General features: G+C 59.3%; 31 protein-coding genes and 1 pseudogene. 15 read left to right on the top strand and 17 right to left on the bottom strand.

Translation table 11 applies throughout. The features are described 5' to 3' along the window. Nucleotides 1-108: 108 nt before the first annotated feature. Nucleotides 109-414 (top strand): PepSY domain-containing protein, encoded by a 306-nt coding sequence (locus SB725_RS27425; protein WP_027923896.1) that lies wholly within the window; start codon nucleotides 109-111, stop codon nucleotides 412-414. Nucleotides 415-540: 126 nt separating this feature from the next. Continuing rightward, a complete protein-coding gene (locus SB725_RS27420; protein WP_410922879.1) occupies nucleotides 541-1,719 on the top strand; it encodes an ATP-binding protein in 1,179 nt (392 codons plus the stop codon). Here the strand turns inward: SB725_RS27420 and SB725_RS27415 are convergent. Then, nucleotides 1,716-2,153, bottom strand: a complete 438-nt coding sequence (locus SB725_RS27415; protein WP_027923894.1) for a hypothetical protein — start codon at nucleotides 2,151-2,153, stop codon at nucleotides 1,716-1,718. The two genes, SB725_RS27420 and SB725_RS27415, sit on opposite strands and share 4 nt — an antisense overlap. 111 nt (nucleotides 2,154-2,264) lie before the next feature. Beyond that, the gene (locus tag SB725_RS27410; protein ID WP_410922878.1) at nucleotides 2,265-3,887 is read right to left on the bottom strand and encodes a methyl-accepting chemotaxis protein; all 1,623 of its coding nucleotides are present in this window, start codon (nucleotides 3,885-3,887) and stop codon (nucleotides 2,265-2,267) included. A gap of 318 nt (nucleotides 3,888-4,205) precedes the next feature. Here SB725_RS27410 and SB725_RS27405 point away from each other — a divergent pair, with 318 nt between their 5' ends. From SB725_RS27405 to SB725_RS27390, 4 genes are all read left to right on the top strand, one after another. Beyond that, nucleotides 4,206-5,228, top strand: a complete 1,023-nt coding sequence (locus SB725_RS27405) for a transporter (RefSeq protein ID WP_027923892.1) — start codon at nucleotides 4,206-4,208, stop codon at nucleotides 5,226-5,228. A gap of 165 nt (nucleotides 5,229-5,393) precedes the next feature. After that, nucleotides 5,394-7,013: an inorganic phosphate transporter gene (locus SB725_RS27400; RefSeq protein ID WP_059182284.1), complete on the top strand. Its 1,620-nt coding sequence runs from the start codon at nucleotides 5,394-5,396 to the stop codon at nucleotides 7,011-7,013. Between the two features lie 206 nt (nucleotides 7,014-7,219). After that, the gene (locus SB725_RS27395; protein ID WP_410922877.1) at nucleotides 7,220-8,086 is read left to right on the top strand and encodes a hypothetical protein; all 867 of its coding nucleotides are present in this window, start codon (nucleotides 7,220-7,222) and stop codon (nucleotides 8,084-8,086) included. After that, nucleotides 8,083-8,805, top strand: a complete 723-nt coding sequence (locus tag SB725_RS27390; protein ID WP_007946102.1) for a TylF/MycF/NovP-related O-methyltransferase — start codon at nucleotides 8,083-8,085, stop codon at nucleotides 8,803-8,805. The genes SB725_RS27395 and SB725_RS27390 overlap by 4 nt, the downstream gene beginning before the upstream one ends. A gap of 229 nt (nucleotides 8,806-9,034) precedes the next feature. Here SB725_RS27390 and SB725_RS27385 read toward each other — a convergent pair whose 3' ends face one another. Continuing rightward, nucleotides 9,035-9,472, bottom strand: coding sequence for a multidrug/biocide efflux PACE transporter (locus tag SB725_RS27385; RefSeq protein WP_027923889.1), 438 nt, complete (start codon nucleotides 9,470-9,472; stop codon nucleotides 9,035-9,037). Between the two features lie 90 nt (nucleotides 9,473-9,562). On the opposite strand from SB725_RS27385, the gene SB725_RS27380 reads away from it, so the two are divergent. Then, nucleotides 9,563-10,417: a LysR family transcriptional regulator gene (locus SB725_RS27380; protein ID WP_410922876.1), complete on the top strand. Its 855-nt coding sequence runs from the start codon at nucleotides 9,563-9,565 to the stop codon at nucleotides 10,415-10,417. Between the two features lie 22 nt (nucleotides 10,418-10,439). Here SB725_RS27380 and SB725_RS27375 read toward each other — a convergent pair whose 3' ends face one another. The 4 genes from SB725_RS27375 to SB725_RS27360 all read right to left on the bottom strand — a co-directional run bounded on the left by SB725_RS27375 (nucleotide 10,440) and on the right by SB725_RS27360 (nucleotide 13,031). Then, the gene (locus tag SB725_RS27375) at nucleotides 10,440-11,675 is read right to left on the bottom strand and encodes an RNA polymerase sigma factor (protein WP_059182282.1); all 1,236 of its coding nucleotides are present in this window, start codon (nucleotides 11,673-11,675) and stop codon (nucleotides 10,440-10,442) included. After that, the gene (locus tag SB725_RS27370) at nucleotides 11,675-12,166 is read right to left on the bottom strand and encodes an SRPBCC family protein (RefSeq protein ID WP_027923886.1); all 492 of its coding nucleotides are present in this window, start codon (nucleotides 12,164-12,166) and stop codon (nucleotides 11,675-11,677) included. The genes SB725_RS27375 and SB725_RS27370 overlap by 1 nt, the downstream gene beginning before the upstream one ends. A 27-nt stretch (nucleotides 12,167-12,193) precedes the next feature. After that, nucleotides 12,194-12,538 (bottom strand): YciI family protein, encoded by a 345-nt coding sequence (locus SB725_RS27365; protein WP_194940643.1) that lies wholly within the window; start codon nucleotides 12,536-12,538, stop codon nucleotides 12,194-12,196. Nucleotides 12,539-12,605: 67 nt separating this feature from the next. Further along, complete coding sequence (locus SB725_RS27360) at nucleotides 12,606-13,031, bottom strand: YybH family protein (RefSeq protein ID WP_410922875.1); 426 nt, start codon at nucleotides 13,029-13,031, stop codon at nucleotides 12,606-12,608. A 139-nt stretch (nucleotides 13,032-13,170) separates the two neighbouring features. On the opposite strand from SB725_RS27360, the gene SB725_RS27355 reads away from it, so the two are divergent. After that, nucleotides 13,171-13,656, top strand: coding sequence for a GNAT family N-acetyltransferase (locus SB725_RS27355; RefSeq protein WP_059182281.1), 486 nt, complete (start codon nucleotides 13,171-13,173; stop codon nucleotides 13,654-13,656). A 134-nt stretch (nucleotides 13,657-13,790) separates the two neighbouring features. On the opposite strand, the gene SB725_RS27350 is transcribed toward SB725_RS27355, so the two are convergent. The 3 genes from SB725_RS27350 to SB725_RS27340 form a co-directional block, all read right to left on the bottom strand. After that, nucleotides 13,791-14,279, bottom strand: coding sequence for a GNAT family N-acetyltransferase (locus tag SB725_RS27350; protein WP_059182280.1), 489 nt, complete (start codon nucleotides 14,277-14,279; stop codon nucleotides 13,791-13,793). 315 nt (nucleotides 14,280-14,594) lie between these two features. Continuing rightward, entirely contained in the window at nucleotides 14,595-15,083 is a 489-nt protein-coding gene (locus tag SB725_RS27345) for a GyrI-like domain-containing protein (RefSeq protein WP_059182279.1), read from the bottom strand. A 67-nt stretch (nucleotides 15,084-15,150) separates the two neighbouring features. Then, nucleotides 15,151-15,813, bottom strand: coding sequence for a LysE family translocator (locus SB725_RS27340; RefSeq protein WP_027923880.1), 663 nt, complete (start codon nucleotides 15,811-15,813; stop codon nucleotides 15,151-15,153). Nucleotides 15,814-15,952: 139 nt separating this feature from the next. Between SB725_RS27340 and alaC the strand changes: the two genes are divergently transcribed. Further along, nucleotides 15,953-17,164, top strand: coding sequence for an alanine transaminase (gene alaC / locus SB725_RS27335; protein WP_194940640.1), 1,212 nt, complete (start codon nucleotides 15,953-15,955; stop codon nucleotides 17,162-17,164). A gap of 155 nt (nucleotides 17,165-17,319) precedes the next feature. Here alaC and SB725_RS27330 read toward each other — a convergent pair whose 3' ends face one another. Beyond that, the gene (locus SB725_RS27330; RefSeq protein ID WP_027923878.1) at nucleotides 17,320-18,672 is read right to left on the bottom strand and encodes a GntP family permease; all 1,353 of its coding nucleotides are present in this window, start codon (nucleotides 18,670-18,672) and stop codon (nucleotides 17,320-17,322) included. A gap of 82 nt (nucleotides 18,673-18,754) precedes the next feature. Beyond that, on the bottom strand, nucleotides 18,755-19,288 hold the full coding sequence (locus SB725_RS27325) for a gluconokinase (RefSeq protein WP_027923877.1): 534 nt from the start codon (nucleotides 19,286-19,288) through the stop codon (nucleotides 18,755-18,757). Between the two features lie 214 nt (nucleotides 19,289-19,502). Between SB725_RS27325 and SB725_RS27320 the strand changes: the two genes are divergently transcribed. Continuing rightward, a complete protein-coding gene (locus SB725_RS27320; RefSeq protein WP_027923876.1) occupies nucleotides 19,503-20,534 on the top strand; it encodes a LacI family DNA-binding transcriptional regulator in 1,032 nt (343 codons plus the stop codon). A 100-nt stretch (nucleotides 20,535-20,634) separates the two neighbouring features. Here SB725_RS27320 and SB725_RS27315 read toward each other — a convergent pair whose 3' ends face one another. Beyond that, on the bottom strand, nucleotides 20,635-21,510 hold the full coding sequence (locus tag SB725_RS27315; protein ID WP_027923875.1) for a LysR family transcriptional regulator: 876 nt from the start codon (nucleotides 21,508-21,510) through the stop codon (nucleotides 20,635-20,637). Nucleotides 21,511-21,631: 121 nt separating this feature from the next. Here SB725_RS27315 and SB725_RS27310 point away from each other — a divergent pair, with 121 nt between their 5' ends. The 3 genes from SB725_RS27310 (at nucleotide 21,632) to SB725_RS27300 (ending at nucleotide 23,404) form a co-directional block, all read left to right on the top strand. Next, a complete protein-coding gene (locus tag SB725_RS27310) occupies nucleotides 21,632-22,063 on the top strand; it encodes a PACE efflux transporter (RefSeq protein ID WP_027923874.1) in 432 nt (143 codons plus the stop codon). 15 nt (nucleotides 22,064-22,078) lie between these two features. Further along, nucleotides 22,079-22,711, top strand: a complete 633-nt coding sequence (locus SB725_RS27305; protein WP_410922873.1) for a glutathione S-transferase family protein — start codon at nucleotides 22,079-22,081, stop codon at nucleotides 22,709-22,711. 138 nt (nucleotides 22,712-22,849) lie between these two features. Next, complete coding sequence (locus tag SB725_RS27300; protein WP_027923872.1) at nucleotides 22,850-23,404, top strand: hypothetical protein; 555 nt, start codon at nucleotides 22,850-22,852, stop codon at nucleotides 23,402-23,404. A gap of 116 nt (nucleotides 23,405-23,520) precedes the next feature. Here the strand turns inward: SB725_RS27300 and SB725_RS27295 are convergent. Further along, a pseudogene (locus tag SB725_RS27295) lies at nucleotides 23,521-23,688 on the bottom strand (fatty acid desaturase); the annotation flags it as partial. A 338-nt stretch (nucleotides 23,689-24,026) separates the two neighbouring features. Here SB725_RS27295 and SB725_RS27290 point away from each other — a divergent pair. Beyond that, on the top strand, nucleotides 24,027-24,461 hold the full coding sequence (locus tag SB725_RS27290) for a GNAT family N-acetyltransferase (protein WP_059182273.1): 435 nt from the start codon (nucleotides 24,027-24,029) through the stop codon (nucleotides 24,459-24,461). A gap of 18 nt (nucleotides 24,462-24,479) precedes the next feature. Here the strand turns inward: SB725_RS27290 and def are convergent, their stop codons facing one another. The 3 genes from def to SB725_RS27275 all read right to left on the bottom strand — a co-directional run bounded on the left by def (nucleotide 24,480) and on the right by SB725_RS27275 (nucleotide 26,340). Next, the gene (gene def / locus SB725_RS27285) at nucleotides 24,480-25,019 is read right to left on the bottom strand and encodes a peptide deformylase (protein WP_027923869.1); all 540 of its coding nucleotides are present in this window, start codon (nucleotides 25,017-25,019) and stop codon (nucleotides 24,480-24,482) included. After that, entirely contained in the window at nucleotides 25,016-25,975 is a 960-nt protein-coding gene (locus tag SB725_RS27280; protein ID WP_027923868.1) for a YihY/virulence factor BrkB family protein, read from the bottom strand. The genes def and SB725_RS27280 overlap by 4 nt, the downstream gene beginning before the upstream one ends. A 173-nt stretch (nucleotides 25,976-26,148) precedes the next feature. Beyond that, nucleotides 26,149-26,340: a CsbD family protein gene (locus SB725_RS27275; RefSeq protein ID WP_027923867.1), complete on the bottom strand. Its 192-nt coding sequence runs from the start codon at nucleotides 26,338-26,340 to the stop codon at nucleotides 26,149-26,151. A 200-nt stretch (nucleotides 26,341-26,540) separates the two neighbouring features. On the opposite strand from SB725_RS27275, the gene SB725_RS27270 reads away from it, so the two are divergent. After that, nucleotides 26,541-26,918: a hypothetical protein gene (locus tag SB725_RS27270; protein ID WP_027923866.1), complete on the top strand. Its 378-nt coding sequence runs from the start codon at nucleotides 26,541-26,543 to the stop codon at nucleotides 26,916-26,918. Nucleotides 26,919-26,953: the final 35 nt, after the last annotated feature.

The raw sequence follows: 26,953 nt of genomic DNA, 5'->3' as shown, positions 1-26,953 counted from the left end.
GGAATTGGGCAGCACTTGTGGGTGGTGGCTTTCTGGAATTAAGGATGAATTAAGTTGCCATAGTTAATCTGGCGCCACTTAAACAGAACAACCCAAGGAAAGAACTTCATGAAAACATTGACGGCCCTGTTCACCGCCGCTGCCCTGACCCTCACTGCTGGCCTGGCCCAGGCTGATGTTCGCGTCGATCAGATCCATGAACTGGTCAAGAGCGGCAAGATCAAGCCGCTGGAAGAACTGAACCAGGCAGCGCTGAAACTGCATCCGGGTGCGACCATCACCGACACGGACCTGGACAACCACTTCAACGGCTACGAATACGAAGTTGAACTGCGTCTGGCTGACGGCACGGAATGGGACGTCGATTTCGATGCTGCGACCGGCAAAGTCCTGAGCAACAAACAGGACAAGTAACCCGAACTGATAAAGCCGCACGATCTCCAAATCGTGCGGCTTTTTTACGTCCCGAATTCAGCGCGAGCCAACGCGCCGCCAGCCCGATAGAATCGGTCCACGGTGTTCACGCAGGGATTGATCGATATGGGGCAAACAGCGGCAGCAGACATCGCCACGATCGGTCGGATCAGCGCGGTGCCGGCGATTCTCCAGGTCATCCGCGAGTTGACGGGCCTGCGTTTCTGCGCGGTGGCGCGCGTGACGGAGAATTCCTGGACCGCTTGCGCCGTGCTCGATCAACTGGATTTTGGCTTGCAGGTCGGCGGTGAGCTGGAGGTGGCCACGACCCTGTGCCACGAAATTCGTCAGGCCCACCAGTCGGTGGTGATCGACAAGGCCAGTGAAGACCCGCTCTACCACAATCACCACACGCCGCGTATTTACCAGTTTGAAAGCTACATCTCAGTGCCGATCTTCCGCACCGACGGACGCTTTTTCGGCACCATTTGCGCACTTGATCCCCACCCTGCACCGCTCACATCCAGTACGATCCAGAGCACCATGGAATCCTTCGCCCGGATGCTGGCGCTGCAAATCGAAGCCGAAGAAAACCAGCAGCACACCGAAGCGGCACTCAAGCAGGAACGTGAAACCTCGCAATTGCGCGAACAGTTCATCGCCGTGCTCGGCCATGACCTGCGCAACCCGTTGTTCGCGATCAGTGCCGGCGCCGAAATGCTCCTGCGCAAACTGCCTGAGCCAGCGAATCAGCAACGGGCCCGGCATATCCTCACCAGCGCCCGACGCGCCACCCGACTGGTCGATGACGTGCTGGATTTTGCCCGTGGCTCCTTTGGCAGCGGCATTCCGGTGAACATCAAACCCTGCGCGGATCTGGGCGCGGCTTTACGGCATGTGATTTCCGAGGTCCAGAGTGTTCACCCGGACCGCGTCATAACCTCTTCCATCGGCGATTTGCACAACGTCCCGTGCGACCGCGAGCGGGTCGCCCAGTTGCTGTCCAATCTGGTGGCGAATGCGGTAATCCACGGCGATCCCCAAGGTCCTGTCGAGGTCAATGCGCAGATCAAGGACAGGCACTTCCTCCTGAGCGTAAAAAATCAGGGGCTGATTGCCGAGAACGCATTGGTCTACCTGTTCCGCCCCTACTCGCGACCGGCCAGCGATACGCCGCAGACCGGCCTCGGATTGGGCTTGTACATTGCCAGTCAGATTGCGCAGTCCCACGGTGGAAAACTGGACGTGGTTTCGACCGCGCTACAGGGCACGACGTTTACCTTCACACTGCCTGTGCAGGCTTAGGCGCTGGTACTGACCAGCGAACCCGACGTGCTGGAATCAGCGTCCTGCAACGCCTGCAACAACGCCGCCGTTGCTGTCTGCAACGAACCTGAGGTGGTCGCCACCTGCGACTGAGCCGCCGCGACATCAGCGGCTTTGGCGTCGGCATCTTCCTGTTTTGCCTGGGCTGCTTGCAGCTGTTGCTGTTGTTCCTGCATCTGCTTTTGCAGTTCGGCGATTTGCTTGCGCAAGGCTTTCACCGCATCGGATTCTTCGCTGCTGCTGGAACTGCTGTCGCTCGACGCGGGAGCGCCACCGGCGGCCACTTTGCTGTCGTCGGAAGGCGTCTCGGTGGTGGCGGTGACGGAGGTGTCGGCGGCGGGATCGCTGATCGCGGTTTTGCTGGTGGAGGTGGTGAGGGTCTGGTTGATCGAGACAGAGGTGATGCTGACCATGGGATGTATCCAGTGTGGGATTTGGGTATCTCCCACATCGACATGGCCCGGCCGCACTTGAGATCGACTGTGTACCGACTCGGTAAGCGAGCCGGTACACAGCCGTCGGTCTTACGCGCTCAAACGCGCCGTCACTTCATTCAACTGCGACGACACCCCGTGCAGGTTGTGGCTTGCCGCTTCGGTGCGTTGCACGTTGTCCAGATTGGTACTGGCGATGCTGGTGATCTCGGTAAGGTTGCGCGAGATGTCCTCGGCCACCGAGGTCTGCTCTTCGGCAGCGGTGGCGATCTGGCGGTTCATGTCGCGAATCGCTTCGACGGCCTGGGTGATCCGCTCCAGCATGGCGCCGGCCTCGGTCACTTGCTGCACGCTTTCTTCACTGCGTGACTGCCCGCTTTCAATCGCCTGCGCCGCGTCCACCGCGCCGGTTTGCACGGTCTGAATGATCTGGTTGATCTCGATGATCGACGCCGCCGTGCGCTGGGCCAGGCTGCGCACTTCATCGGCGACCACCGCAAAACCGCGCCCGGCTTCACCGGCACGGGCCGCTTCGATGGCGGCGTTGAGCGCCAGCAGGTTGGTCTGTTCGGCGATGCCGCGAATCACTTCCAGCACCTTGCCGATGCGGCCGCTGTCGGTTTCCAGCTGACGAATGACCGTGGCGGTGTTGGCGATTTCACCGCGCATCTGGGTGATGGTATGGATGGTGCCCTGCATGACTTTTTCGCCCTGTTGCGCGGACTGGTCAGCGTCGTCGGCAGCGCGTGCGGCGTCGGCGGCGTGACGCGCAACTTCTTGCGCGGTCGCGGACATTTCATTCATCGCCGTGGCCACCTGATCAGTGCGGTTGAACTGCTCGTTGGTGCCACCCGCCATCTGGCTGGCGATGGCGTTCAGTTCGCCGCTGGCGCTGTCGAGGTCCTTGGCGCTGCGCTGCAAATGGCTGAAGGTGTCGGCGAGGAAATCACGCAGGGTATTGGCGGCGACCGCCAGTTTGCCCAGCTCATCCTGACGGGTGCTGGCCACGCGATCGGCGAATTTGCCCTGGCTGAGTTGCGCCACGTAGTCGATCAGTTTGCGAATCGGTTCAACCAGATTGCGGTTGACCAGCCACAGGCTCAACAGACCGATCAGCAAGCCCGAGGCGAGCATCACGATGATCCCCAGCAACACGGTGCGGTCAGCGTCGGCACTGATTAGCTTCGACTGCTCGGCGCCCTGTTTGCGCAGTTCGACAACCAGTTCGCTCATCTGATCACTGGCCGCGCGGTCCACGCCTTTCACAGCGGTATCGCCAGCAGTCGGGTCGGCACCGGCTGCGACGTAGGCATCGCGACCCTTTTGATAGGCAGTGCCCAGCAAGCGGTGTTCATCACGCAGGCGTTCGATGCGGGTCTTGAGTTGCGGCTCGATGCCCTTCTGCCCGGCCAGTTCACCGAGGATGCTTTGCACATCGCGCTGACGGTCTTCGTATTGCTTCCAGTATTTGTCCAGGTCCGCCGGTTGCTTGCCGCGCAGCAGGACGTTTTTCCATTCCTGAACCTGCACCTTGAATTGCAGGTTGGCTTCATCGATCAACTGGGAAGTGTGCAGCGGGCCGTCAATCAGGTTCGCGTAGCTCTGAACACCGCTGGACAGGAAATGAAAGCAAGCCAAAGCGATCAGCAACATCGCCAGCAGGCTGCCGCTCAACAAGGCGAGGATTTGTGCTCTCAGGGATTTTTGCAGCATCGAGTGATACTCATGACAGGGGTGAGACACGCCGTGACATGGCGTGAAAGGTGTCCGGACGTCCCTGTCTGCGACTTGGCTCGTGGCCAAAGGCGCGCACGTTAACGTAAGCGAGATCGGCGTGCCAGAGCGGTTCTTTAATCCAATCCGACCGTCGGTAGAGCCACTATTTGGCCTTCATTGATCCGTCACACAACCGTCAAGAATCCTTGCGATGATGCGGCTCAGGTGAACCTGTAAACCCGCCACAACTCGACCCTGCAGCCGCAGGCTTCGCCAGCTGCTACATAGAGCGATAGCGCCCCCTTGCGAGCACTCATGAACCACAGCATCGACCAAAGCCATCGCGACACGGACCTGTTCGGCCTGCTCTACGGTTTCAGTTTTCGCCCCGGTGAACGTGGTCGCGAGATCGATTCGGCCAAAGCGCTGCAATACCTGCAACAACCCGACGACAGCCAAGAATTCCTCTGGCTGCACCTGAACCTGGCGCACGCCGCGTGCGAGCGCTGGATGAAAAGTCATCTGGAATTGCCGGAGGAATTTTTCGAGGCGCTGCACGAAGGCTCGCGTTCGACGCGCATCGAACATGTGGATTCAGCCTTGCTGGCGGTGGTCAACGACGTGGTGTTCAACCTCAGCAGCATGGTCTCCTCGGATGTCTCGACCCTGTGGGTGTGCGCCCGCAGTCGGCTGATCATCAGTGCCCGTCTGCAACCGCTGCACTCGGTGGACAAGCTGCGCTCTTCGGTGAAGGCCGGTGAATGTTTTCGATCGCCGCTGGAGTTGCTTGTGCATTTGCTGCGCGATCAGGGCGAGGTGCTGACGCAAATCGTGCGCAAGACCAGCTTGAGTGTGGATCAGATCGAAGATGAACTGTTGTCGTCGCGGCTGTCGACCAACCGCGCCGAACTGGGTGCCAACCGCCGCGTGCTGGTGCGTCTGCAACGCCTGCTGGCGCTGGAGCCGGGGTCGTTGCTGCGCTTGCTCAATCGGCCACCGCAATGGCTGCAGAAGGAGGACGTCAAGGAGCTGCGCAAGTCCACCGAGGAGTTTGCGCTGATCATCAACGACCTCACGGCGCTGGGTGAGCGGATCAAACTGCTGCAAGAAGAAATCGCCGCCAACCTCAACGAGCAGAGCAACCGCACGCTGTTTACGCTGACGGTGGTGACGGTGCTGGCGTTGCCGATCAACATCATTGCCGGTTTCTTTGGCATGAACGTCGGCGGCATCCCTCTGTCCGGCGACCCGGAAGGGTTCTGGATCCTGGTGGCACTGGTCGCAACCTTTACCGTGCTGGCCGGACGCTGGGCGTTTCGCAAGCGCCAGGATTACTAAGTCTCCCCGCAACCTGCAGTAGCTGGCGAAGCCTGCTGCTACAGGTTGCGGGGGAATTCTGATTAACGGAATAGCAAAAACCCTAAACCCTGATCTGACGCAGTCTCTCTGTAACAATTAGCAACGACTATCCCTGATACACCTCCCTCATCAGGATTGTTCGTTATGGCTACGCCTTCCTACCCTGCCGATACTCAGGCATCCGCTGTCCGTAGCGCCAAACCTCAACTCGATAAAAAGCCTAGCCTGCTTACCCTCGTGGTGTTTTTCGGGGTGCTGGCCAGCGGGCTATTGTTCACCGCTTACAGCCTGATGCACGACATGAGCGAACTCGGTACGGTGGTCACCACTTGGACCCCGTTTCTGCTGTTGGGCGTAGCACTGCTGATCGCGCTGGGCTTTGAATTCGTCAACGGTTTCCACGACACCGCCAACGCGGTGGCCACGGTGATTTACACCAACTCGATGCCGCCGAACTTCGCGGTGGCGTGGTCCGGCTTCTTCAACTTCCTCGGCGTGCTGCTGTCCAGCGGTGCGGTGGCGTTCGGCATCATCGCCCTGCTGCCCGTGGAGCTGATTCTGCAAGTCGGTTCCTCCGCCGGTTTCGCCATGATCTTCGCCCTGTTGATCGCGGCGATCCTGTGGAACCTCGGCACTTGGTGGCTGGGCTTGCCGGCCTCGTCGTCGCACACCTTGATCGGTTCGATTATCGGCGTCGGCGTGGCCAATGCCCTGATGCACGGTCACGACGGCACCAGCGGTGTGGATTGGGCGCAGGCGACCAAGATCGGCTACGCGTTGCTGTTATCGCCGCTGGTGGGCTTCGGCTTTGCCGCGCTGTTGCTGCTGGCCTTGCGTGCGTTCGTCAAGAATCGGGCGCTGTACAAGGCGCCGGTCGGCAACACGCCGCCGCCGTGGTGGATTCGCGGGATGTTGATCGTGACCTGCACCGGTGTCTCGTTCGCCCACGGTTCCAACGACGGCCAGAAAGGCATGGGCCTGATCATGTTGATTCTGGTCGGCACGCTGCCCATGGCCTATGCGCTGAACCGCACCATGCCGGCCGACCAGGCGCTGCAGTTCGCCGCCGTAGCAGAAGTGACCCAGCAAGCGCTGGTCAAGGCGGCGCCACAACCGGCCCCGGCCGACCCGCGTCCGGTGCTGTCCGAATACGTGCGCAGCAAGGAAGCCACGCCGCAGCTGGTCCCGGCACTCGCCGCCCTCACCGGCAGCATCGGCGCCCAGGTCAAGGGTTACGGCTCGCTGTCCAAAGTGCCGGCCGAGGCCGTGGGCAACGTGCGCAACGACATGTACCTGACCAGCGAAACCATTCGCCTGATGGACAAGAACAAAGTCGGCAATTTCGACGCCGACACCAGCGGCAAACTGCAACTGTTCAAGCAGCAGATCGACAACTCGACGCGTTTCATTCCGTTGTGGGTGAAGATCGCCGTGGCGATTGCTTTGGGCCTGGGCACCATGGTCGGCTGGAAGCGCATCGTGGTGACGGTTGGCGAGAAGATCGGCAAGACCCACCTGACCTACGCCCAGGGCGCCTCGGCGGAAACCGTGGCGATGCTGACGATTGGCGCGGCGGATATGTTCGGCCTGCCGGTGTCGACCACCCATGTGTTGTCGTCGGGTGTGGCCGGGAGCATGGTCGCCAACGGCGGCGGTTTGCAGATGAAAACCATCCGCAACCTGCTGATGGCCTGGGTGCTGACCTTGCCCGCGGCGATCATGTTGTCGGGCAGCCTGTACTGGTTGTTCACCAAACTGTTCTAAATCGACACAACCCCCTGTAGCCGCTGGCGCAGCCGGACGCAGGCTGCGCCAGCGGCTACAGGGATTTTTTTTTTGCCGGGTAAAAAGCATTTCGTCGCAAATACAGGCGATTACGCATTTATTGATCCACTACCCGCCCGTTAGCACTTCAGTTTGCTAACGTGTTGCCGATTCTTAAGAGACTCGATGCATTCAGGAGTGGGATCGTGAATCTGTATATCAATCAGCTTCAGCAAAAAGCTGACTTCAAAGAAGCCATCTACGCCGGCGACATCTTCCTGAACACTCAGCTGCGCGCGGCCAAAGAGCTGTGTGCGTTTGCTCAGGAAAGCATCACCGCCGCTTTCGACGGCGAGACCAAGCACCAGGCCCTGCACACGCTGATGCCGGTGGAAGAATTCGTGGTGTTGGTAACACGCCTCAAGGGCCAGTTCACCAACAGCCAGCGCGCCAAGGACCTGATCCTGTCGTTTATCGACGAGATCGGCGTCGACCCGCGCGAGTACATTTTCGACGTACCGCGCATTCGCGTGGTGCCCAACTATGATTACCTGCACGCCGGCGTCAGCTACGCCTACAAACCGCACCGCGACACGTGGTACGGCAGCGTCGATTGCCAGATCAACACCTGGATGCCGGTGCACACCATTCGCCCCGACCAGACCATGATGATCAATGCCGGTTACTTCGACGTGCCGGTGAAGAACACCTCCAGCGAATGGAGCCTCAACGACTGGATCAGCAACCAGCGGCACAAGGCCAAGGACAACCTCAAGGAGGAAGTCCGCGTGCACCCGGTGCCACTGGAGGCGATCAATACCGCGTCTGAAGTGCGCATCGCCGGCAACACCGGTGAGATGCTGATTTTCTCCGGCTCGCACTTGCACGGCACGGTCGCCAACCACACCGATCAAACCCGCTTCAGCGTGGATTTCCGCCTGATGCACCTCGATGACCTCAAGCACAAGCGTGGCGCAATCAACGTCGACAGCGCCTGCCCTGACGTCGGCGCCGGTTTCAAAGATTATTTCCACGCCCACGACTTCTCGAATTTCCAAGGAATCCAGCAATGACCAAGCGTCGCATCACGCCTGCCGAGGCCCAGTACAACGAAACCCGTGCCAACGTTCTGAAACGGGTCGATGCCGAATACGTGGCCGACGCCCCGTTCGTGTTCGCCAACCGCATCGGCGTAACCGCTGCCCTGTCGCGCATGGAACTGTTCAAGAAAGTCGCTGAAGTACCGGGCGCGATCATCGAGTGCGGCGTGTACAAGGGCAACTCGCTGATGCTGTACATGCACTTGTCGATGATCCTGGAACCGTACGCGATCAACCGTTCGATCATCGGCTTCGACACCTTTGAAGGCTTCCAGAGCATCGACAAGAAAGAAGACCCGGCCGACGTCAACGAGACCATGTTCTCCGACACCGACCAATCGCTGATCCAGGACATGATCGACGCCAATGACCTGCTGCGCCCGGTCAACCGCATCCCGCGTTGCGAACTGGTCAAGGGCGACATCGTCAAGACCGTGCCGGAGTGGGTCAAGACCCGTCCTGACCTGGTCGTGGCCATGCTGATCCTCGACACCGACCTGTACGAATCGACCAAAGTCGCGCTGGAAACCTTCCTGCCGTACATGCCAAAAGGCGCGATCGTGGTGCTGGACGAAGTGGCTTACCGCAACTTCCCGGGCGAAACCAAAGCCCTGCGCGAAGTGCTGGACCTGAACAAGATCGAGCTGAAGCGTTTGCCGTTTGATTCGTGCGTGGGCTACTTCCACGTCTAACGCATACCCCGGGGCTGACACAAAACCCGGTGGGAGCGAGCGTGCTCGCGATGAGGTCATCACATTCAACATCACTGTTGACTGAACCACCGCCATCGCGAGCAAGCTCACTCCTGCACATAATCTCCTTCAGGTTATGGGCTGGATCACCCAGCCAGTCCATAAACCCTCTGACCCGCGACCGCTGCTTGCCGTCCACTTCATACATCCCCCCCTCCGACCGCGTTATTCATCCTTCGCAAACAGTGCGCGTCACCAACCGCTCCCGCACCACGTCATACACCCAGTGGTAAAGGTAGGTGTACGGCAGGAAAAACAGCAGCACACCGATGTCGAGCAGGAACGCTTCCCACAGGCCGATCTTCAGCCACCAGGCAATCAGCGGCACACCAAAGGCAACCAGACCACCTTCAAACAACAGCGCATGGACCACCCGGACCCACGCGTTATGCGCCATTTTGTAGTGCTTGAGCACACGGTCGAACAGGCCGTTGAAGACCACGTTCCAGGCCAGAGCCAGGGCTGCAATGAACAGGGTGACCATGCCCATGTCGAGCAGCGGTTTGTCCATGATCCAGGCCAGTAACGGGGTACAGATCAGGATGGCCAGCAGTTCGAAACCCACGGCTTGGAAAATACGTTCAGTGATGGATTTGTTGGCGCTCATGGCCAGGCTCCTCTGAGTGACTGTGGTTGCCATGATCCTTCATCACACCGATACTTCATAACCAATAACCATCGATCAAGGCGATAGTTCATGGCCTCTCACGAAGTGTTGCTGGCGTTTGTCCAGGCGGCGACTCAAGGCTCGTTTTCCGCAGCGGCGCGCAAGCTGGGCCGTAGCCAGTCGACCATCAGTGCGGCGGTGGCCAGTCTTGAAATCGATTTGAATCTGGTCCTGTTCGACCGCAGCAGTCGTAAACCCAGCCTGACTCCGGTCGGGCACGTGATGCTGCAACGGGCCGAGGAGATCCTGGCCGCCACCAGCCGCCTGGAAATGACCGCCAGCCAGTTGTCACAAGGCGTCGAGCCGAAACTGACCGTGGCGATTTCCGATACCTATCAATCCGACCGCTTCGAAGCGGCGCTGGGTGCGTTTGAACAGCGTTATCCGGACCTGGAGCTTGAGTGCCTGATTGCTGAATGCGATGACTTGATTGCGCTGGTGCAACGGGGGCGGGCGCAGGTGGCGTTCGCCGAAATGCAGGACAGTTATCCGCCGGATCTGGTGAGTTCGACGGTTGAGGAGCGCACGGAAATTGCGTTGTTCGTCTCCCCGGCGCATCCATTGGCGGCGCTTCATCATATTGATCAGGATGTCCTGCAACAGCACCGGGAATTGCGCCTGGCGACCATCGTCAATCCGTATGAAAGCCGGGCGAAGGGGCGTGTGTGGTCGGCGCCGAGTTATTTGATGCTGCTGGAAATGGCTCAGGGTGGCTTTGGCTGGGCGCCGTTGCCGCGCTGGCTGGTGGAGCGGTTTGGGCCGGGGTCGTTACAGGAACTGAAAGTGCGCGGCTGGCCGAAACCGGTGTTTGTCGATGCACTGTGGTCGCGCCAGCATCCACCGGGGCCGGCGGGGAGTTGGTTGTTGCACAAGATGCTGGAATAGCGATGGGGCCCTCCAGATCACATCACTCCAACGCCTTGATCCGCGCTTCAAGAAACCGCCGCTCCGGCATTTGCTGGGTCAACTCCAAGGCTCGCTCATACGCCGCCCGCGCCTCCTCCACCCTGCCCAACTGCCGACAAAACTCCGCCCGCGCCGAATGCGCCAGGTGGTAGTCCTGCAATTCACCTCGATCCAGAATCGCTTCAACCAGGGCCAAACCCGCCAACGGTCCATCGCGCCTGGAGATCGCTGCCGCCCGGTTCAACTCGATCACCGGCGACGGCACCACCCGCAACAGCAGGTCATACAGACCGACAATCTGCAGCCAATCGGTGTCCTGCGGTGTCGCCGCCTCGGCATGCACCGCCGCAATGGCCGCTTGCAGGCAATAAGGCCCGAAGCGCTGCCGGGTCAGCGCCTGTTCGACCAAGGCGCAGCCCTCGGCAATCATCCCTGCGTCCCACAACGAGCGGTCCTGCTCATCCAGCAGGATCAACTCGCCGGTCGCCGACGTCCGGGCCTGGCGTCGTGATTCGTGCAGCAACATCATCGCCAGCAAGCCCATGACCTCCGGCTCCGGCAGCAACTCCAGCAACAATCGCCCCAGCCGGATCGCCTCGCGCGTCAGGTCTTCGCGCGTCACTTCAGCGCCGATGGACGCCGAGTAACCCTCGTTGAACACCAGGTAAATCACCCGCAGCACGCTGTCGAGGCGCTCGGGCAGTTCCGCCAGCGTCGGCACTTGATAAGGGATTTTCGCATCACGGATTTTTGCCTTCGCCCGCACGATGCGTTGAGCGATGGTGGCCGGCGCCGACAGGAACGCCCGGGCGATTTCTTCTGTGGTCAGGTCGCAGACTTCGCGCAAGGTCAGTGGCACCTGAGCGTCGTAGGCGAGTGCCGGGTGACAGCAGGTGAAGATCAGGCGCAGGCGATCGTCTTCCACGTCTTCGTCACTCCAGTCGGCCTGCTCCAGCGCCTCCAGCTGCGCGATCAGCATCGGTTGCGAAGCAATAAAACGCGTGCGCCGACGCAAGGCATCGATGGCCTTGAAGCGCCCGGTGGACACCAGCCAGGCGCGCGGATTGGCCGGCACGCCGTCACGCTGCCAGCGTTCGACCGCGATGAAAAAGGCCTCGTGCAGGGCCTCTTCGGCGAGGTCGAAATCGCCGAGCAAGCGGATCAGCGTCGCCAGGATCCGCCGCGAGTCTTCGCGGTAAACCTGCTCGACCCGGGCCTGCACCGCCTCGCCAGGCATCAGTCCGGCATGCCTTCGGTCACCAGCGTTTCCAGGCGATCAAGGCTTTGCCCCCAGCCGTCATGAAACCCCATGGCTTCGTGGGCCTGGTGATCCTCTTGGGACCAATGCATGGCACGCGCGGTGTACAGGGTTTTGCCGTCCCGCTCTTCGAGCGTCACTTCGGCCGCCATGAACGGTTTGCCCGACGGAATCCAGCCTGGGATAAACGCGTCGGTGAACACCAGCCGCTCAGGCGCGACAATCTCCAGAAACACGCCCATCGTTGGGTACTCGCTGCCGTCCGGGGCGCGCATCAAGGTGCGAAACTGGCCGCCGACCCACAGGTCCATTTCACACTCTGGCGTGGTCATGCCGTGCGGCCCCCACCATTGGGCGAGCAAGGTCGGCTCGGTCCAGGCGCGGAAGATCTTCTGGCGTGGCGCGTCGATCAGGCGGCTGATGGATAACTCGAACTCGGCAGATTTTTTTTCAGCTGATTGCGGGCTCATGCACAACTCCTTTTTGGTTGTTGTTATTCAAGGATTCAACTGACGAACGGGACGCACCTCGACGCAGCCGACCCGGGCCGCCGGGATGTTGCCGGCGACCTGGAGCGCTTCATTGAGGTCCTTGGCATCGATCAGGTAGAAGCCGGCCAACTGCTCCTTGGTTTCGGCGAACGGACCGTCGGTGATCGACATCTTGCCGTTACGCATGCGCACGGTGGTGGCGGTCTGCACCGACTCCAGTGCCTCGGCCGCGAGCATCCGGCCGCCGCTCTGGATCGACTCGGCGTAGGCCATGCACTCGGCGTCGTTCGGGCTCTCGGGCAGCGAGTGCAAGGTGTGCTCGTTGCTGTAGACCAGGCATAGGTATTTCATGTGGCTCTCCTGAATCGAACGGATCAACTATGGCTGCAGATTGACGCGTTGGCGAAATTCCCGACGATCAGGGCTCCAGATTGAACAGCGCAGCGCCACTGGCCATGTCGAACGGGGCCGACCAGTGTTCGTGGACAATCCGCCATTGCTCGGCGTCGCGACGGTAGCAAGCGGTCACGCGCATCCAGCAGGCCTGGGTTTCACCCTTGTCGTTGGTGCCGCCACAATGGGCCAGCCAATGGGCGAAGGCGATGTGCTCGTCCGCCACGATGTTCATGTGAGCGAAGTCGAACTTATGCGGGCCCTGGCACATTTCCATGCACTCCAGCCAATGCGCGCGGTAGGCGGTTTTGCCCCGAAATTGCAAGGCTTTGACCGCGTCGTAGGAGACGATGTCCTCGGCATACAGGGCCATGATTTCGTCGACATCCTTGGAGATGACGGCCTGGCGATAAGTGTTGATCAGGGTCTCGATTTCGTGATTGGCACTCATGGTGGTTCTCCGTGTTTTTTGTGTGAAGACACCCTTAGTCGTTTGGCAAAAAGCCAAATCGACAGTCGAAATAAAAATAATCCATCGGCGCAAACTCGCTAGAATCCGAGGCTCATTCATGTGGGAAAAGGACACTCCAGTGACAGCCCGTCTCGTGCCTTACGAAAGCCTGAACGCGCGCCAGCGCCAGCAGGTCGAGGCCATCGAAGTACACAAGGAACAAATCAGGTTCAGCGGCGACATTCACGGTGCATTGCACACCTTGCTGTCCAAACCCGGCCCCGGCGTCAAAGGATTTGCGCTGCTGGTCGAGGATGCTCCGGTGGCCTTCCTGCTGCTCAAGCGCCCGCCGGTGTTACCGGCCTGGGCCGATGAACACAGCGCCACGCTGCATGCGTTGCAAGTCGATCAACGTGCTCAGGGAAAAGGCTATGGCAAGGCTTGCCTGCAAGCGCTGCCCGAGGTGGCGCGACAGGCGTTTCCGGAGATAAAGGGGCTGGAATTGTCGGTGGATGCGGACAATGAGGCGGCCATCGCGCTGTATGCAAAATTCGGCTGGGTGGATAGCGGCGAGGCCTACAAGGGCCGGATTGGGTATGAGCGGCGAATGGGCCTGGTTTTCTGAGGCTCTACTGACCCAACACCAAGCCCATGTTGGAGTGAGCCTGCTCGCGATGGCAATTTGACAGTCACCTCACTGTTGAATGTGTAGACGCTATCGCGAGCAGGCTCACTCCTACGGGGGGATCTTCGTAGGTCTTACAAATCCAGCACCATCTCATGCCACGCCATCCCGCCATGGTCCGAAGCCGACGGTTTGATGTAGGCAAAGCCAAACCCGGCATACAGCGGAACATGCCGCTCCTTGCACATCAGGTGGATATGGGTTTTGCCCAGTGCACGCATCCGCTCAATGAACTCACCCATCAACCGCTTCGCCAGCCCCTGCCCCTGATAGTCCGGGTGCACCACCACCGACATGATCACCACATGCGGGCCGGCCGGGTCGTGGCCGATCAGCTCCTTGAACGCTTCATCCGACATCTCCACCTGAAACGCCGCACCGGAATTGATGAAACCGGCTACAACGCCGTCGACTTCAGCCACGATGAAACCCTCGGGCCAGGTGGCAATGCGGGTGGCGATTTTCTCGCGGGTGGCGGCCTCGTCACCTTCGTAGGCAACGGTTTCGATGGCGTAGCAGCGGTCCAGGTCAGTGGCGGTGACGTTGCGGATGAGGGTGTTCATGGCGGCTCGGAATCAGCGTGGGAAAGGCTGCGAATCATAGTTGAATAAGGTGTTCATATCGATCACTGCCGGCACCGTAAAGCCTGCGTATAGGCGCTTTCATTGCTCGAAGGTTCGGATTATTGATGGAGCCGGTCTCAGGACATCAATAGGGGAAACACACCATGAGCAGCGTTCAGATCGGTCTTCTTATGTTGTTGGGCATCAGCACGTTTGGCTTCATCACCTTGTCGATCGACCTGATGCGCGCGCGCCGGATGAAGCAGGGTAAATGACACGTCGAGAGGCGGACGCATGGTCCGCCCCTCGCTGTAATCATTCGGATTTGAGCGGCAGCCAGATTTCCAGCACGCCGGTGTTGAGCTTGGGGTTGAAGTCTTCGCTGTAGCGTTCGAACTCCGGGGCGTCCGCCGCCTCTTTGCCGGACTGCGGCAACCAGGTTTTCCAGATGTACTGAAAGGTCTGGGGCAAGGTATCCAGCGATCCCTTGTGCTCGAATACGGCGTAGTGCTGCGGTTGAACCTCGATCCAGCGGTACTTATCCGGCAGGTCGTCGAGCTTTTCGATTTCGACGCCGGCGATGTATTCGAATCCGCCCTTGCCATCCGGATTGCAGCAGATGCCGTAGGTCACTTCGCCTTTTTGACCGGGAATCTGGCCAATCTCGGGAATGAATTTTTCCCAAAGGTCGGGGATCTTTTTTGTCGTCTCCGCTGTAAATAGGCCACCCAGCCCTGCAATGAGCAAAAAATGCCCATGTACGAAGCGGGGCTCGGCTGGTTTCACGCCTGTTTGCTCATCCATGGCTCAACTCCTGTGGCTTAAAAATGGGTTCGGCTGGGAGTATAGAAGCCAAACCCGATTCGCCCAGTTACAGGGCGTGCAACTGTTCCACGGCCGCCGAGCCAACAAACTCGTTGTACCCCGATAGGATCACGTAGACCGCGAAATAGCAGAAGATCGCTGCCGATGCCATGTATGAGTAGCGCAGCAGTTTGTCACCCAGCAACTTGCCGCCATGGCTCGCGGCAAAGCACAAACCGGCACTCCAGAGCAGCCCGGCACAGAGGAATCCGCCGAGAAACAGCGCGGAGCTGAGCGCACCACCGCCACCGGAACGGGCGATCAGCGTGCCGCCCACCGCCGCGAACCACAGGATGGCGCTGGGCGAAGACATGGCGAGAAAGATCCCGCGGAAAAATTCTTTGCGATGGGAGTTCTGCCCCACCTCTTCGGCTTGCGCCAATGCCGCTTCGTGGTGAATCGCCGAATAGATCATCTTTGCCGCAAAATAGATCAGCAACGCCGAACCACCGATCCACAGCACCCAGCGCACGGTTTCGTATTGCAGCAAAACGGTCATGCCCGCCAGCGCCAGCACGGCGTAGATCAGGTCGCCGACACAGGTCCCCAAACCCAGCGCAAAGCCCTGAAAATAGCCGCGTTGCATGGCCAGGGTGATCATCGCGATGTTGGCCACGCCGATATCCAGGCACAACGAAAGGCTCAGCAAGAAGCCGCTGCTAAATTCCATCAACCGATTTCCTTCGGAAAAATTTGTTTACACACTCGCTGGACAGTGTGCCACGACTGCCCTTATCTTCCGCAACAGGCCACCGCAGTGGCCAGCGTCGCTCGGACGGTTCCGGGCGCTCACGTTATCCGAGGCAACAATGGCCGAACAAGGTTCGCCGCGCCGCTTTGCGCGCATAGATCGACTCCCCCCTTATGTATTCAACATCACTGCCGAGCTGAAGATGGCCGCCCGTCGTCGTGGCGAAGACATCATCGACTTCAGCATGGGCAACCCTGATGGGCCTACTCCGCCGCACATCGTCGAAAAACTGGTGACTGTTGCCCAGCGCGAAGACACCCACGGCTACTCGACGTCCAAAGGCATTCCGCGCCTGCGCCGGGCGATTTCCAATTGGTACAAGGATCGCTACGAGGTCGACATCGACCCGGAAACCGAAGCCATTGTCACCATCGGTTCCAAGGAAGGCCTGGCGCACCTGATGCTGGCCACCCTGGATCAGGGCGATACCGTGCTGGTGCCGAACCCGAGTTATCCGATTCACATCTACGGTGCCGTGATTGCCGGCGCCCAGGTGCGTTCGGTACCGCTGATTCCGGGCGTGGATTTCTTCGCCGAACTGGAACAGGCGATTCGTGGCTCGATCCCGAAGCCGAAAATGATGATCCTCGGCTTCCCGTCCAACCCTACCGCGCAATGCGTGGAGCTGGACTTCTTTGAACGGGTGATCGCCCTCGCCAAGCAGTACGACGTACTGGTGGTGCACGACCTGGCCTACGCCGACATCGTCTATGACGGCTGGAAAGCTCCGTCGATCATGCAAGTGCCGGGCGCCAAGGACATCGCGGTGGAGTTTTTCACCCTGTCCAAGAGTTACAACATGGCGGGTTGGCGGATCGGTTTCATGGTCGGCAACCCGGAACTGGTCAACGCCCTGGCACGGATCAAGAGTTACCACGACTACGGCACGTTCACCCCCCTGCAAGTCGCGGCGATTGCGGCGCTGGAAGGCGATCAGCAATGCGTCAAGGACATCGCCGAGCAGTATCGGCAGCGGCGCAACGTGCTGGTCAAAGGCCTGCATGAGCTGGGCTGGATGGTCGAGAACCCGAAAGCGTCGATGTACGTCTGGGCCAAGATTCCCGAGGCGTATGCGCACCTGGGCTCGCTGGAGTTCGCCAAGAAGCTGCTGGCCGAGGCCAAGGTCTGCGTCTCGCCGGGCGTGGGCTTTGGTGAGTACGGGGATGATCACGTGCGCTTCGCGCTGATCGAAAACCAGGACCGGATTCGTCAGGCCGTGCGCGGGATACGCGGGATGTTCAGGGCGGATGGCTTGGTCACCAAAAACTAGCGCCTGACACATAACACTGTGGGAGCGAGCTTGCTCGCGATGAGGGCTTAACATTCAACGAAGAGGTTGAATGTTAGTCAGTCATCGCGAGCAAGCTCGCTCCCACATTAGTTTCGGGGTGATCACAAGAGCTGTGTCACCACCTGTGTTTTTGCTTAAACAAACATCGACAGCAGCAGGATAAAGCCCAGCGCAACCACGGACAGGATGGTTTCCATCGCGGTCCAGGTCTTGAAGGTTTCTGCCACGGTCATGTTGAAGTACTGCTTCACCAGCCAAAAACCCGCGTCGTTGACGTGAGACAGGACCAACGAACCGGCACCGGTGGCCAACACCAGCAGCTCACGGTTCACACCCGGAATCATCCCCACCACCGGCACCACAATGCCCGCGCCGGTAATGGTCGCCACAGTCGCCGAACCGGTTGCCACGCGGATCACCGCCGCCACCAGCCACGCCAGCAGGATCGGCGAGATCTGTGCGTTCACCGCCATGTGGCCGATCACGTCACCCACGCCGCTGGTCACCAGCATCTGCTTGAAGCCACCACCGGCACCGATGATCAGAATGATCGCGGCAGTCGGCGCGAGGCTCGAATCGAGCCATTTCAGAATGCGTTTCGAGTCGATGCCCTGACGGTGACCGAAGGTGTACAGCGACAGCAGCAACGCCAGCAACAGCGCCGAGATCGGGTGGCCGATCAGGTCCATGAAGGAGCGGGCGAAATTGCCTTCTGGCAGTACCACATCGGCAAAGGTCTTGAGCAACATCAGGAACACTGGCAGCAGCACGGTGATCAGCGTGATGCTGAAGCTTGGCAGGTCGGCCGAGTCAGGCTCGCGCGCCAGTTGATCCACCAGTTCCTGGTTAGGATGGCCGGGGATGTATTTGGCAATGAATGTACCGAAGATCGGGCCGGCAATGATGGCCGTTGGCAGCGCCACAATCAGACCGTAGAGAATGGTTTTACCGATGTCGGCACCGAACACGCCAATGGCCAGCAACGGCCCCGGGTGCGGCGGAACCAGGCCGTGCACGGCGGACAGACCGGCCAGCAGCGGGATACCGATCTTGATGATCGACACGCCGGTACGGCGCGCAACGATGAACACCAGCGGGATCAGCAGCACGAAACCGATTTCGAAGAACAGCGGAATGCCGACCAGGAACGCCGCGAACATCATCGCCCACTGCACTTTGTCTTTGCCGAACGCGCGAATCAGCGTCTGGGCAATCTGATCCGCCCCGCCCGACTCGGCCATCATTTTGCCGAGCATGGTGCCCAGCGCGAGGATGATCCCGACAAAACCGAGCACGCCACCGAAACCGTCCTGGAACGCTTTGATAACGGTACCGATCGGCATGCCGGAGGTCAGCCCGAGAAAGGCAGCGGCGATGATCAGGGCAATGAACGGGTGGAACTTGAACTTGGTAATCAGGAATATAAGCCCGATCACCGTGACCACTGCATCAAGCAGCAGGAACGTCTCGTGGGACATGCCAAACATTAGGGGTGTCTCCTGGTTGTTGTTGTTATTAAAGCGGGTAATTCGCGAGCCATCAGGACAGCGCTATCTTTTTTGGCAACACTCATACGGCCTGTTTCAGGCCGTGTGCCTGCCACCAGACATGCGCCTGCGACGCCAGTTGCTCGACGCTGTAGGTCGATGCATCCAGCGCCAGGGTCAACGGCTCGCCCACGGGGGATTCGAGGGTGGCGAACTGGCTGTCGATCAGGGTCGAAGGCATGAAGTGCCCGGGCCGGTGCGACACACGCTCGGCGGCGACTTCAGGGGTCAGCTCAAGAAACACGAAGCCCAGGCCCGGCAAAGCGCTGCGCAACACTTCGCGGTAGCTGTGTTTGAGGGCCGAGCAGGTCAGCACCGGGCGTTCGCCCTTGGCGTCGACGCGGCGCAGTTCATCGCACAGGCTGTCGAGCCAGCCGGCACGGTCCTGGTCGTTCAGGGGGATACCCGCGCTCATCTTTTCGATATTGGCGGCAGGGTGGAAAGTATCGCCTTCAATGGCAGTGGCGCCGCTGAGTTGGCACAAGGCCTCGCTGACGCATGTCTTGCCGCAACCGGCAACGCCCATGATGACCAGGGCGGTGATGGGATGATTCATGTAACACCTCAGCGCGCAGACAGCGCTACCTTTGACAGCTATGACACTCGATCAAAAGTAGAAGTTGCCGACGCCTTCTTGTCATTTTTGTGGGTTGCAGCATTTTCGTCCCAGTGCCAAAAAGCGAGGTTCAGGCAAAACTCGCTTACGCATTTGCAGCCGCTTCGGGACAGCGCTACCTTAGTGCCTTGAATTTTGTTTGGCAAGCCGCCCGATGACCTCCCCTAAAAACGATAAAAATACCCGCACCACTGGCCGCCCTACCCTCAATGAAGTAGCCCGACTGGCCGGGGTCAGCCCGATTACCGCCTCCCGTGCGTTGCGCGGCGTCAGCACCGTGGCCGCCGAACTGGTAGAAAAAGTCCAGAAAGCCGCGCTCGAACTCAACTACGTGGTCAACCCCGCCGCCCGCGCCCTGGCCTCGGCGCAGAGCCATTCGGTGGTGGTTTTGGTGCCATCGCTGTCCAACCTGTTGTTCATCGACACACTGGAAGCCATTCATCAGGTGCTTCGCCCCAAGGGCTTCGAAGTGCTGATCGGCAACTTCCATTATTCACGCGATGAAGAAGAAAACCTGCTGCGCAACTACATGGCCTATCAACCTCGCGGCTTGCTGCTGACCGGTTTCGACCGCACTGAAAGTTCGCGACGGATGATTGAAGCCAGCAACATTCCCTGTGTGTACATGATGGAACTGGACAGCGCGGCGGGTGTGAATTGCGTGGGTTTCTCGCAACTGGCCGCCGGCGAAACGGCGGCCGAACATTTGCTGTCCCGTGGTCGCAAGCGCCTGGCCTACATTGGCGCGCAACTGGACCAGCGCACCTTGCTACGCGGCGAAGGGTTCCGCAAAGCCCTGCAGAAGGCCGGGTTGTACGACCCGGGTCTGGAAGTGCTGACCCCGCGTGCCTCCTCCGTCGGATTGGGCGGCGAGCTGTTTCTGCAACTACTGGCCAGTCACCCCGATGTCGATGCGATCTTCTTCGGCAACGACGACCTGGCCCAGGGCGCACTGCTTGAAGCCCTGCGCCATGGCATCAAGATCCCGGAACAAGTCGCCATCCTCGGTTTCAACGACCTGCCCGCCTCGGCGCACATGGTGCCGCGCCTGAGCAGCATCAATACGCCGCGCGAGGCCATTGGCCGACGTTCGGCGGAGTTGATGTTGACGTTGCTGGCGGGGAATTCGGTGGCTAAACCGGTGCAGGATATGGGGTTTGAACTAAAAATCCGGGAAAGCACATAACCCCCCTGTAGGAGTGAGCCTGCTCGCGATGGCGGAGTGTCAATCAACAGGGATTTGACGGAGAGACCGTTATCGCGAGCAGGCTCTCTCCTACAGGGGATCAGCGTTGGCACAGCGATTCGACAAACGCCAACGCGCCTTTCTGCAACGGCTGGCTCTTGAGCCAAACGGCATGCACCGGCAACTCCAGACCATTCTCGATGTTGCGAAAGTTCAGGCGCTTGAGCCTTCCGGCATCGAGTAGCGGCTGGACCACAGACACCGGAAAGTTACCCCAACCCAATCCCGCTTCGACCATCTCCAGCGCCATCGCCAACGTGTCGGTGCGCCAGTAAGACTCGCCCACCAAGGGCCGGGTTTCGCTGATCGGCAGATCGCGGCTGGCGACGATAATTTGCCGGACATTGACCAGATCCTCGAGAAACAAATCCCGCCCTTGAAACATCGGGTTGTTCGCCGCGAGCGTGGCGACCATCCGCTCCGTGCCGACAAACTGAAACCGCTCCAGCGCATTCATGCTGAGCCCGGCGAAGGCCAGGCACACGCTGACCCGGCCGCTGTGCAGCATGGCCAACACATCATCCTGCGGCGCACTGAGCACTTCGACTTCCAGCAGTGGATGACGCTCGGCAATCACCTTGATCGCCGCCATCAAACGCCCCTTGTCGATGTCCGCCACCACGCCGATCGACAACTTGCTCTCCAGCCCCAGCGATAACTCGATCGCATGCACTTGCAGGTGTTTGAGTTGCTCGGCGATCAGTCGTGCGTGCGGCACCAGTGCACTGGCCATGGCGGTGGGCACCGGTTCGCGATGACTGCGGTCAAACAGCGGATAACCCAGTTCAGCCTCCAGGTTGGCGATGCCCATGCTCACGGCCGACGGGACTTTCCCCAGCGCCCGGGCAGCGGCTGAAAACGAGCCGCGTTCGATCACCGCAAGAAACAACTCGATGCTGTCGCTGTTGAAATTCATCCACCGTCCTATCAATAAAACTGAAAGCTACTGACTTTTTCTGTCACGACTATTGAAGCTATCTTTCGCCGCCTTCGCCAGTGCTGCTGGTTTCAAGTTCGCAAGAAAGAGGCAAATCCCCATGCAAGGCGTTAAACGCAAACTGGTCTATGTATCGTTGTATGAAGTCATCGGCATGACGTTTTCGGCACTCGGCCTGGCGCTGTTGTCCGGCACTTCCCCAGGCAGCACCGGCCCCTTGGCGGTGATCATCACCACCCTCGCCGTGACCTGGAATTTCATCTACACCTCGCTGTTCGAGCGTTGGGAAAGTCGCCAGTTATCACGCACCCGCACCGTTAAACGGCGCATCGTCCATGCCGTGGGTTTTCAACTAACCTTGATAGTGTTTCTCATCCCGTTGATTGCCTGGTGGATGAACATCAGTCTGGTGCAAGCGTTCCTGCTGGACTTGGCATTGATTATTTTCATCCCGTGCTACACCTTTGCGTTCAACTGGTTATTTGATCGCACGTTTGGTTTGCCAACGTCGGCGCTGCCGGATCCGGTTTGAAAACGGAGTAGCTCAATGGAACATGCACTGAAGATTCTCGGTAAGGCGTCGTCGATCAACGTCAGAAAAGTCCTGTGGACCTGTGAGGAACTGGGCGTTACCTACGAGCGTGAGGACTGGGGCAGCGGTTATGCGTCGACCCACACGCCGGAGTTTCTGCGCCTGAACCCCAATGCACAGGTGCCGGTGATCATCGATGAGGCAGGCGTGTTGTGGGAGTCGAATACCATCTGCCGCTACCTGGCCGGCAAACACCAAAATACCGATCTGCTGCCGCATGACCCGGCGGCGCGTGCGCGGGTGGAGCAGTGGATGGATTGGCAAGCCACCGAGCTCAACCCTTCCTGGAGCTACGCGTTTACCGCGTTGGTGCGCAAGGACCCGGAGTTTCAGGACCCGCACCGGATTGCCGTCGGCGTGCGAGGCTGGAACCAGAAAATGGCCCTCCTCGAACACCAACTCGCGACCACCAAAGCCTATGTCGCCGGGCCTCGTTTTACCCTGGCCGACATTGTCATCGGGCTGTCGGTCAACCGCTGGCTGATGACCCCGATGGAGCGGCCGGACTTCCCCGCCATCGACGAATATTTCCAACGCCTGGCACAACGCCAGGGTTTCCTGAAACACGGCTGTAACGGCTTGCCGTGACGGCGCGGTCGAACGCTGCCGCCTGACGGCAACTCCTGACCGCTATTACCCCCTCAAGCCCCGTAAATATGGGTATCAAGCGACGGCACGCTAATTGCTCCTGCCCTCCGGTCAGCAATTACCTACAGGCTATTCATCATGTTGGTCAGTGCAAAACAAACACAAATGGTCCCTCTGCCCAAGCGTCCCGGCGAAGACCCGAGTGCTGAAGCCGCCGCCGGGCTGCAAAGCGGCATGCAGGGCGCGATGCTGCAAGCGCTGCAAACCAATGTTCAGGCGCAGGTCCAGGCGTCCGCGACCCAACAAACCACGCAGCAAGTGAACGAGGCGAGCAAGATCAGCGACAACATCGATGAAGCCTTTGCCAAGACCCGCGTGGCGCTGCAAGCAGCCGATCCGTCGAAAGTGCCGGCCGACATTCAAGGCAACTCCACCGACAGTTCGGCAATGACCGACTTCAAGGACTACATGAGCAAAACGCCGGAACAGCGGCTGCGCGACAGTATTCTGAAAGACATGGGCATTACCGAAGAAGACTTGAAAGCCATGCCGCCGGAGAAACAACAGGCCATCGCGCAAGAGATTGCCGATCGCATGCAAGACAAGATGAAACTGGCGCAGGCCGAGAAAGAAACCAGCAGTAGCGAAAAAAGCGGCACTCAAGTAGTCGACAAGTTTCTGGCATCGCTTTAACCCGCGAGCATAAAAAAGGGTCCCTCTACCGGGACCCTTTTTCATTTTTACCGTGGTCAGTTCAATTGCAAGGTCGAGTTGAACTGTCTGATTGCATCGACGACATGCCGCGAGCCTACAGTGCTCAACCAGAGCCCCAATCGGTCACTGGCCAGAACAATACTGAACCAGCCGCCGTACACGCCGATCAACAACAGCCAGGTCGGCCATTCGGTGCGGGCCGTCAGGCGTTGACGCAGGGTGTCGATTTCTTCTCGGTGGGCGGTATCGAAGTACTGGGGCATGGCGTTGTTCAGATCGGGGACCAGTCCCCTTCTGTGCAGTTGCCTTGGGAAATCTTGCAGATTATTCGGTTATTTCGTTAAACCTGCAGCAGGAGCCCGATTGCCGGGCTCCCTTGTCGCGGGATCAGTGACCGAACACATCCACCTTCTTGGCCTTCTTGTCCGCGCGCTTTTCATCGGCGGTTTTCGCCGGCTTTTTCTTCGCTGCTTTCTTTGAATCCATGCCTTTGGCCATGATACGTACTCCACTCATACGGGATGTGAGATCAGGTATACACCTATCCCTGCGCGTACGTTCTTTTATAATCGCCCGCTTTGCACACCGACAGTCCAGACCCATGCCCGACACCCAGTACACCCTGCTCGACGAGCCGTTATGGCCCCTGATGAACAAATTTTATCGCGCGCACCAATCGCCGATGAAAGCCGTGCGCGATGCTCGGTTATGGGTGGCACGACGCAATGAGATTGTGGCGGCGCTGTGTTTGCGACCGGTGGCGGGCGGGTATTGGTTGACGGGGTTGTTTGTTGACCCGACCTGTCGCGAACAGGGGATTGCCGGCGAGTTGATTACGGCAGCGGTCAAGGACCTCGACCTTCCGGTGTGGCTGTTTTGCCATCCGGATCTGCGTGGCTTTTATGAACGTCGCGGCTTTACCTTCGATCCGCAGATGCCGTACGCCATGGTGGAGCGGTTGAGTCGTTATGCGCGCAGCAAGCCGATGATTGCGATGGGGCTGGAGCTAGGCAAACCGCTCATTCAAGACTTGTGAAAATCCAATGTGGTGGTCTTAGTCGTCAGCGTTCGGATCAAGGTCCGGGAACATGACTTCGGTAAACCCGAACTTGCTGAAGTCGGTAATGCGCGACGGGTACAAACGGCCGATCAGGTGATCGCATTCATGCTGCACCACCCGCGCATGGAAGCCTGAGGCGATGCGCACGATGGGTTGGCCCTTGGGGTCGACACCTTCGTAGCGAATCTGCTGATAACGGTCCACGGCGCCGCGCAGGCCCGGCACGGACAGGCACCCTTCAAACCCCTCTTCCAGCGTCGGGCTCAACGGTGTGATCAGTGGATTGATCAGGATGGTTTGCGGCACCGCCTCGGCGTCCGGGTACCGTTCACTGTGCTCGAAACCGAAGATCACCAGTTGCAGGTCGACCCCGATCTGCGGCGCAGCCAGGCCGACGCCGCCAACGCTTTCCATGGTCTGGAACATGTCGTCGATCAACTGCCACAACTCGGGGCTGTCGAACATCTCGGCCGGTACCGGCGGGGCAACGCGCAGCAGGCGCTCATCGCCCATTTTCAGAATTTCACGGATCATTTGGTGACTTCGTCAGTGGAGGGATGGACCGAGTGATCGCGCCCCAATCCCGAAACGTGGTGTTTTTGATGGTCGTGGCCGTGTTCGCCAGGAACCTTCTCGCCGGGGTCCTTGCCTTCGCTCGACATGTGCTCGATGACCGCGTTCATCTCCGCGCCGAGCAACAGCACCGCGGCGGAAATGTAGAAGTACAGCAACAGCACGATGATCGCGCCGATACTGCCATACATGGCGTTGTAGTTGGCGAACTCCTTGACGTACAGACCGAAGCCCACAGAGGCACAGATCCACACCACCACCGCCAGTACCGATCCCGGCGTGATAAAGCGAAACTCCTGTTTGACGTCGGGCATGACGTAATAAATCACGGCCACCGCGACCATCAGCAGAATCACCACCACCGGCCAGCGCACGATGGTCCAGAGGGTCACGATGAAGTCTTCGAGGCCGACCTGCGCGGCGATCCAGCCCATCAACTGCGGACCGAGCACCATCAGCGCGGCGGCGACCAGCAGCATGCCGGCGATGCCGACGGTGTAGATGATCGACAACGGGAAGCGCTTCCACGCCGGCCGGCCTTCGACCACATCGTAGGCCGCGTTCATCGCGCTCATCATCAGCCGCACACCGGCGGAGGCGGTGTACAGCGCAATCACGATACCCACCGAGAGCAATCCACCCTTGGATTGCTGGAGCTGGTCAATGACCGGGTTGACCTGTTCCAGCGCCTGGGGCGGCAAGACCAGTTCCGATTGCAGGCGCAGCCAGGAGAAAAAGTCCGGCAGGTGCAGAAAACCGATCAGGGCAATCAGGAACAAAATGAAGGGAAACAGCGAGAACAACATCTGATAGGCCAGCGCCGAGGCATAGGTCGACATTTCATCGTCGATGAACTCGGTGACCGTGCGCACCATCACACGGTGCAGGGGCAGGCCTTTCATGTCCGGGAAAATCATTAGCGTCTCCTTTCGCCGCAAGATTGGGGTTGAAGTCGTGGCGACTCAGGGGCCGTTTGCTACATCAAAATAGCCTACTTGGCGACTTTGAAACAATTTCCGCGCTCAAGTTCAGGCTGACACAAAAACGGCCATCCGAGGATGGCCGTTCGTGATCATCGTCAAAGGCCGAATCAAGCCTTGTCGACGCCTTTCTTGATGGCGTCTTTGGCTTTGCCTATAGCTTGCTGAGCCTCGCCTTTCTTTTCCTGCACTTTGCCTTCAGCTTGCAGGCGGGTGTTGTCAGTGGCCTTACCGACACCTTGCTTGACGTTGCCGACGGCTTCGTTGGCCATGCCTTTTACTTTATCGCCAGTGCTGCTCATGGTGTTGCTCCTGTGAACAAATCAATGAGAAAAGTCGTTACACAAGGATTGACCGGGGGCGTTTGCAGGGAGTTTCATTTATTTTGTACGGCACATTTCGTCGATCTTGGCAGGTTGGGCTTTATGTTTGCCGACCAACCCTCGAGAATGCGCAACGTATTCAGGCCATGGCGCTGAAGATCCAATCCCGTAGGAATGTTATGAAACTCGATAAAAAGCAGGCCATTGCCCGCAGAAACCAGGAACTTGGCGGTGCCGTGCTTGGCGTCAATAACTGCCATTTCACCGAATTGAACCGCAACCGCAACATCTGGTGGTTCGATATCCCGGTCGCGCGCCTGGCCATTGGTCAGTACGAATGGGTTCACTTGCTGATGCACACGCCGGACACCGACGAGCTGCTGCACCTGAAAGTGCCGACCGTGTTCCTGCGCGAGAAGCTTGAAGGCCTGGTGGTGCGCAATGAAGGCAAGCGCAAGGCGGCCTTGAGCCTGGAGCTGAGTGCCGACAAGGACTCGTTCCTGCAGGACATGCGCCCGGCGGGTACCAACGTCAATTTCGCGCCGTTCCGCCTCTGAAAGCGAAAGCCTGCTCGCGATAGCGGTCTGACAGT

The organism is Pseudomonas sp. SIMBA_041 (genome assembly GCF_046535095.1).
GTDB lineage: Bacteria > Pseudomonadota > Gammaproteobacteria > Pseudomonadales > Pseudomonadaceae > Aquipseudomonas > Aquipseudomonas mucoides.
The sequence above is the reverse complement of the archived record's forward strand: the minus strand, read 5'-3'. Positions and strand labels throughout refer to the sequence as shown.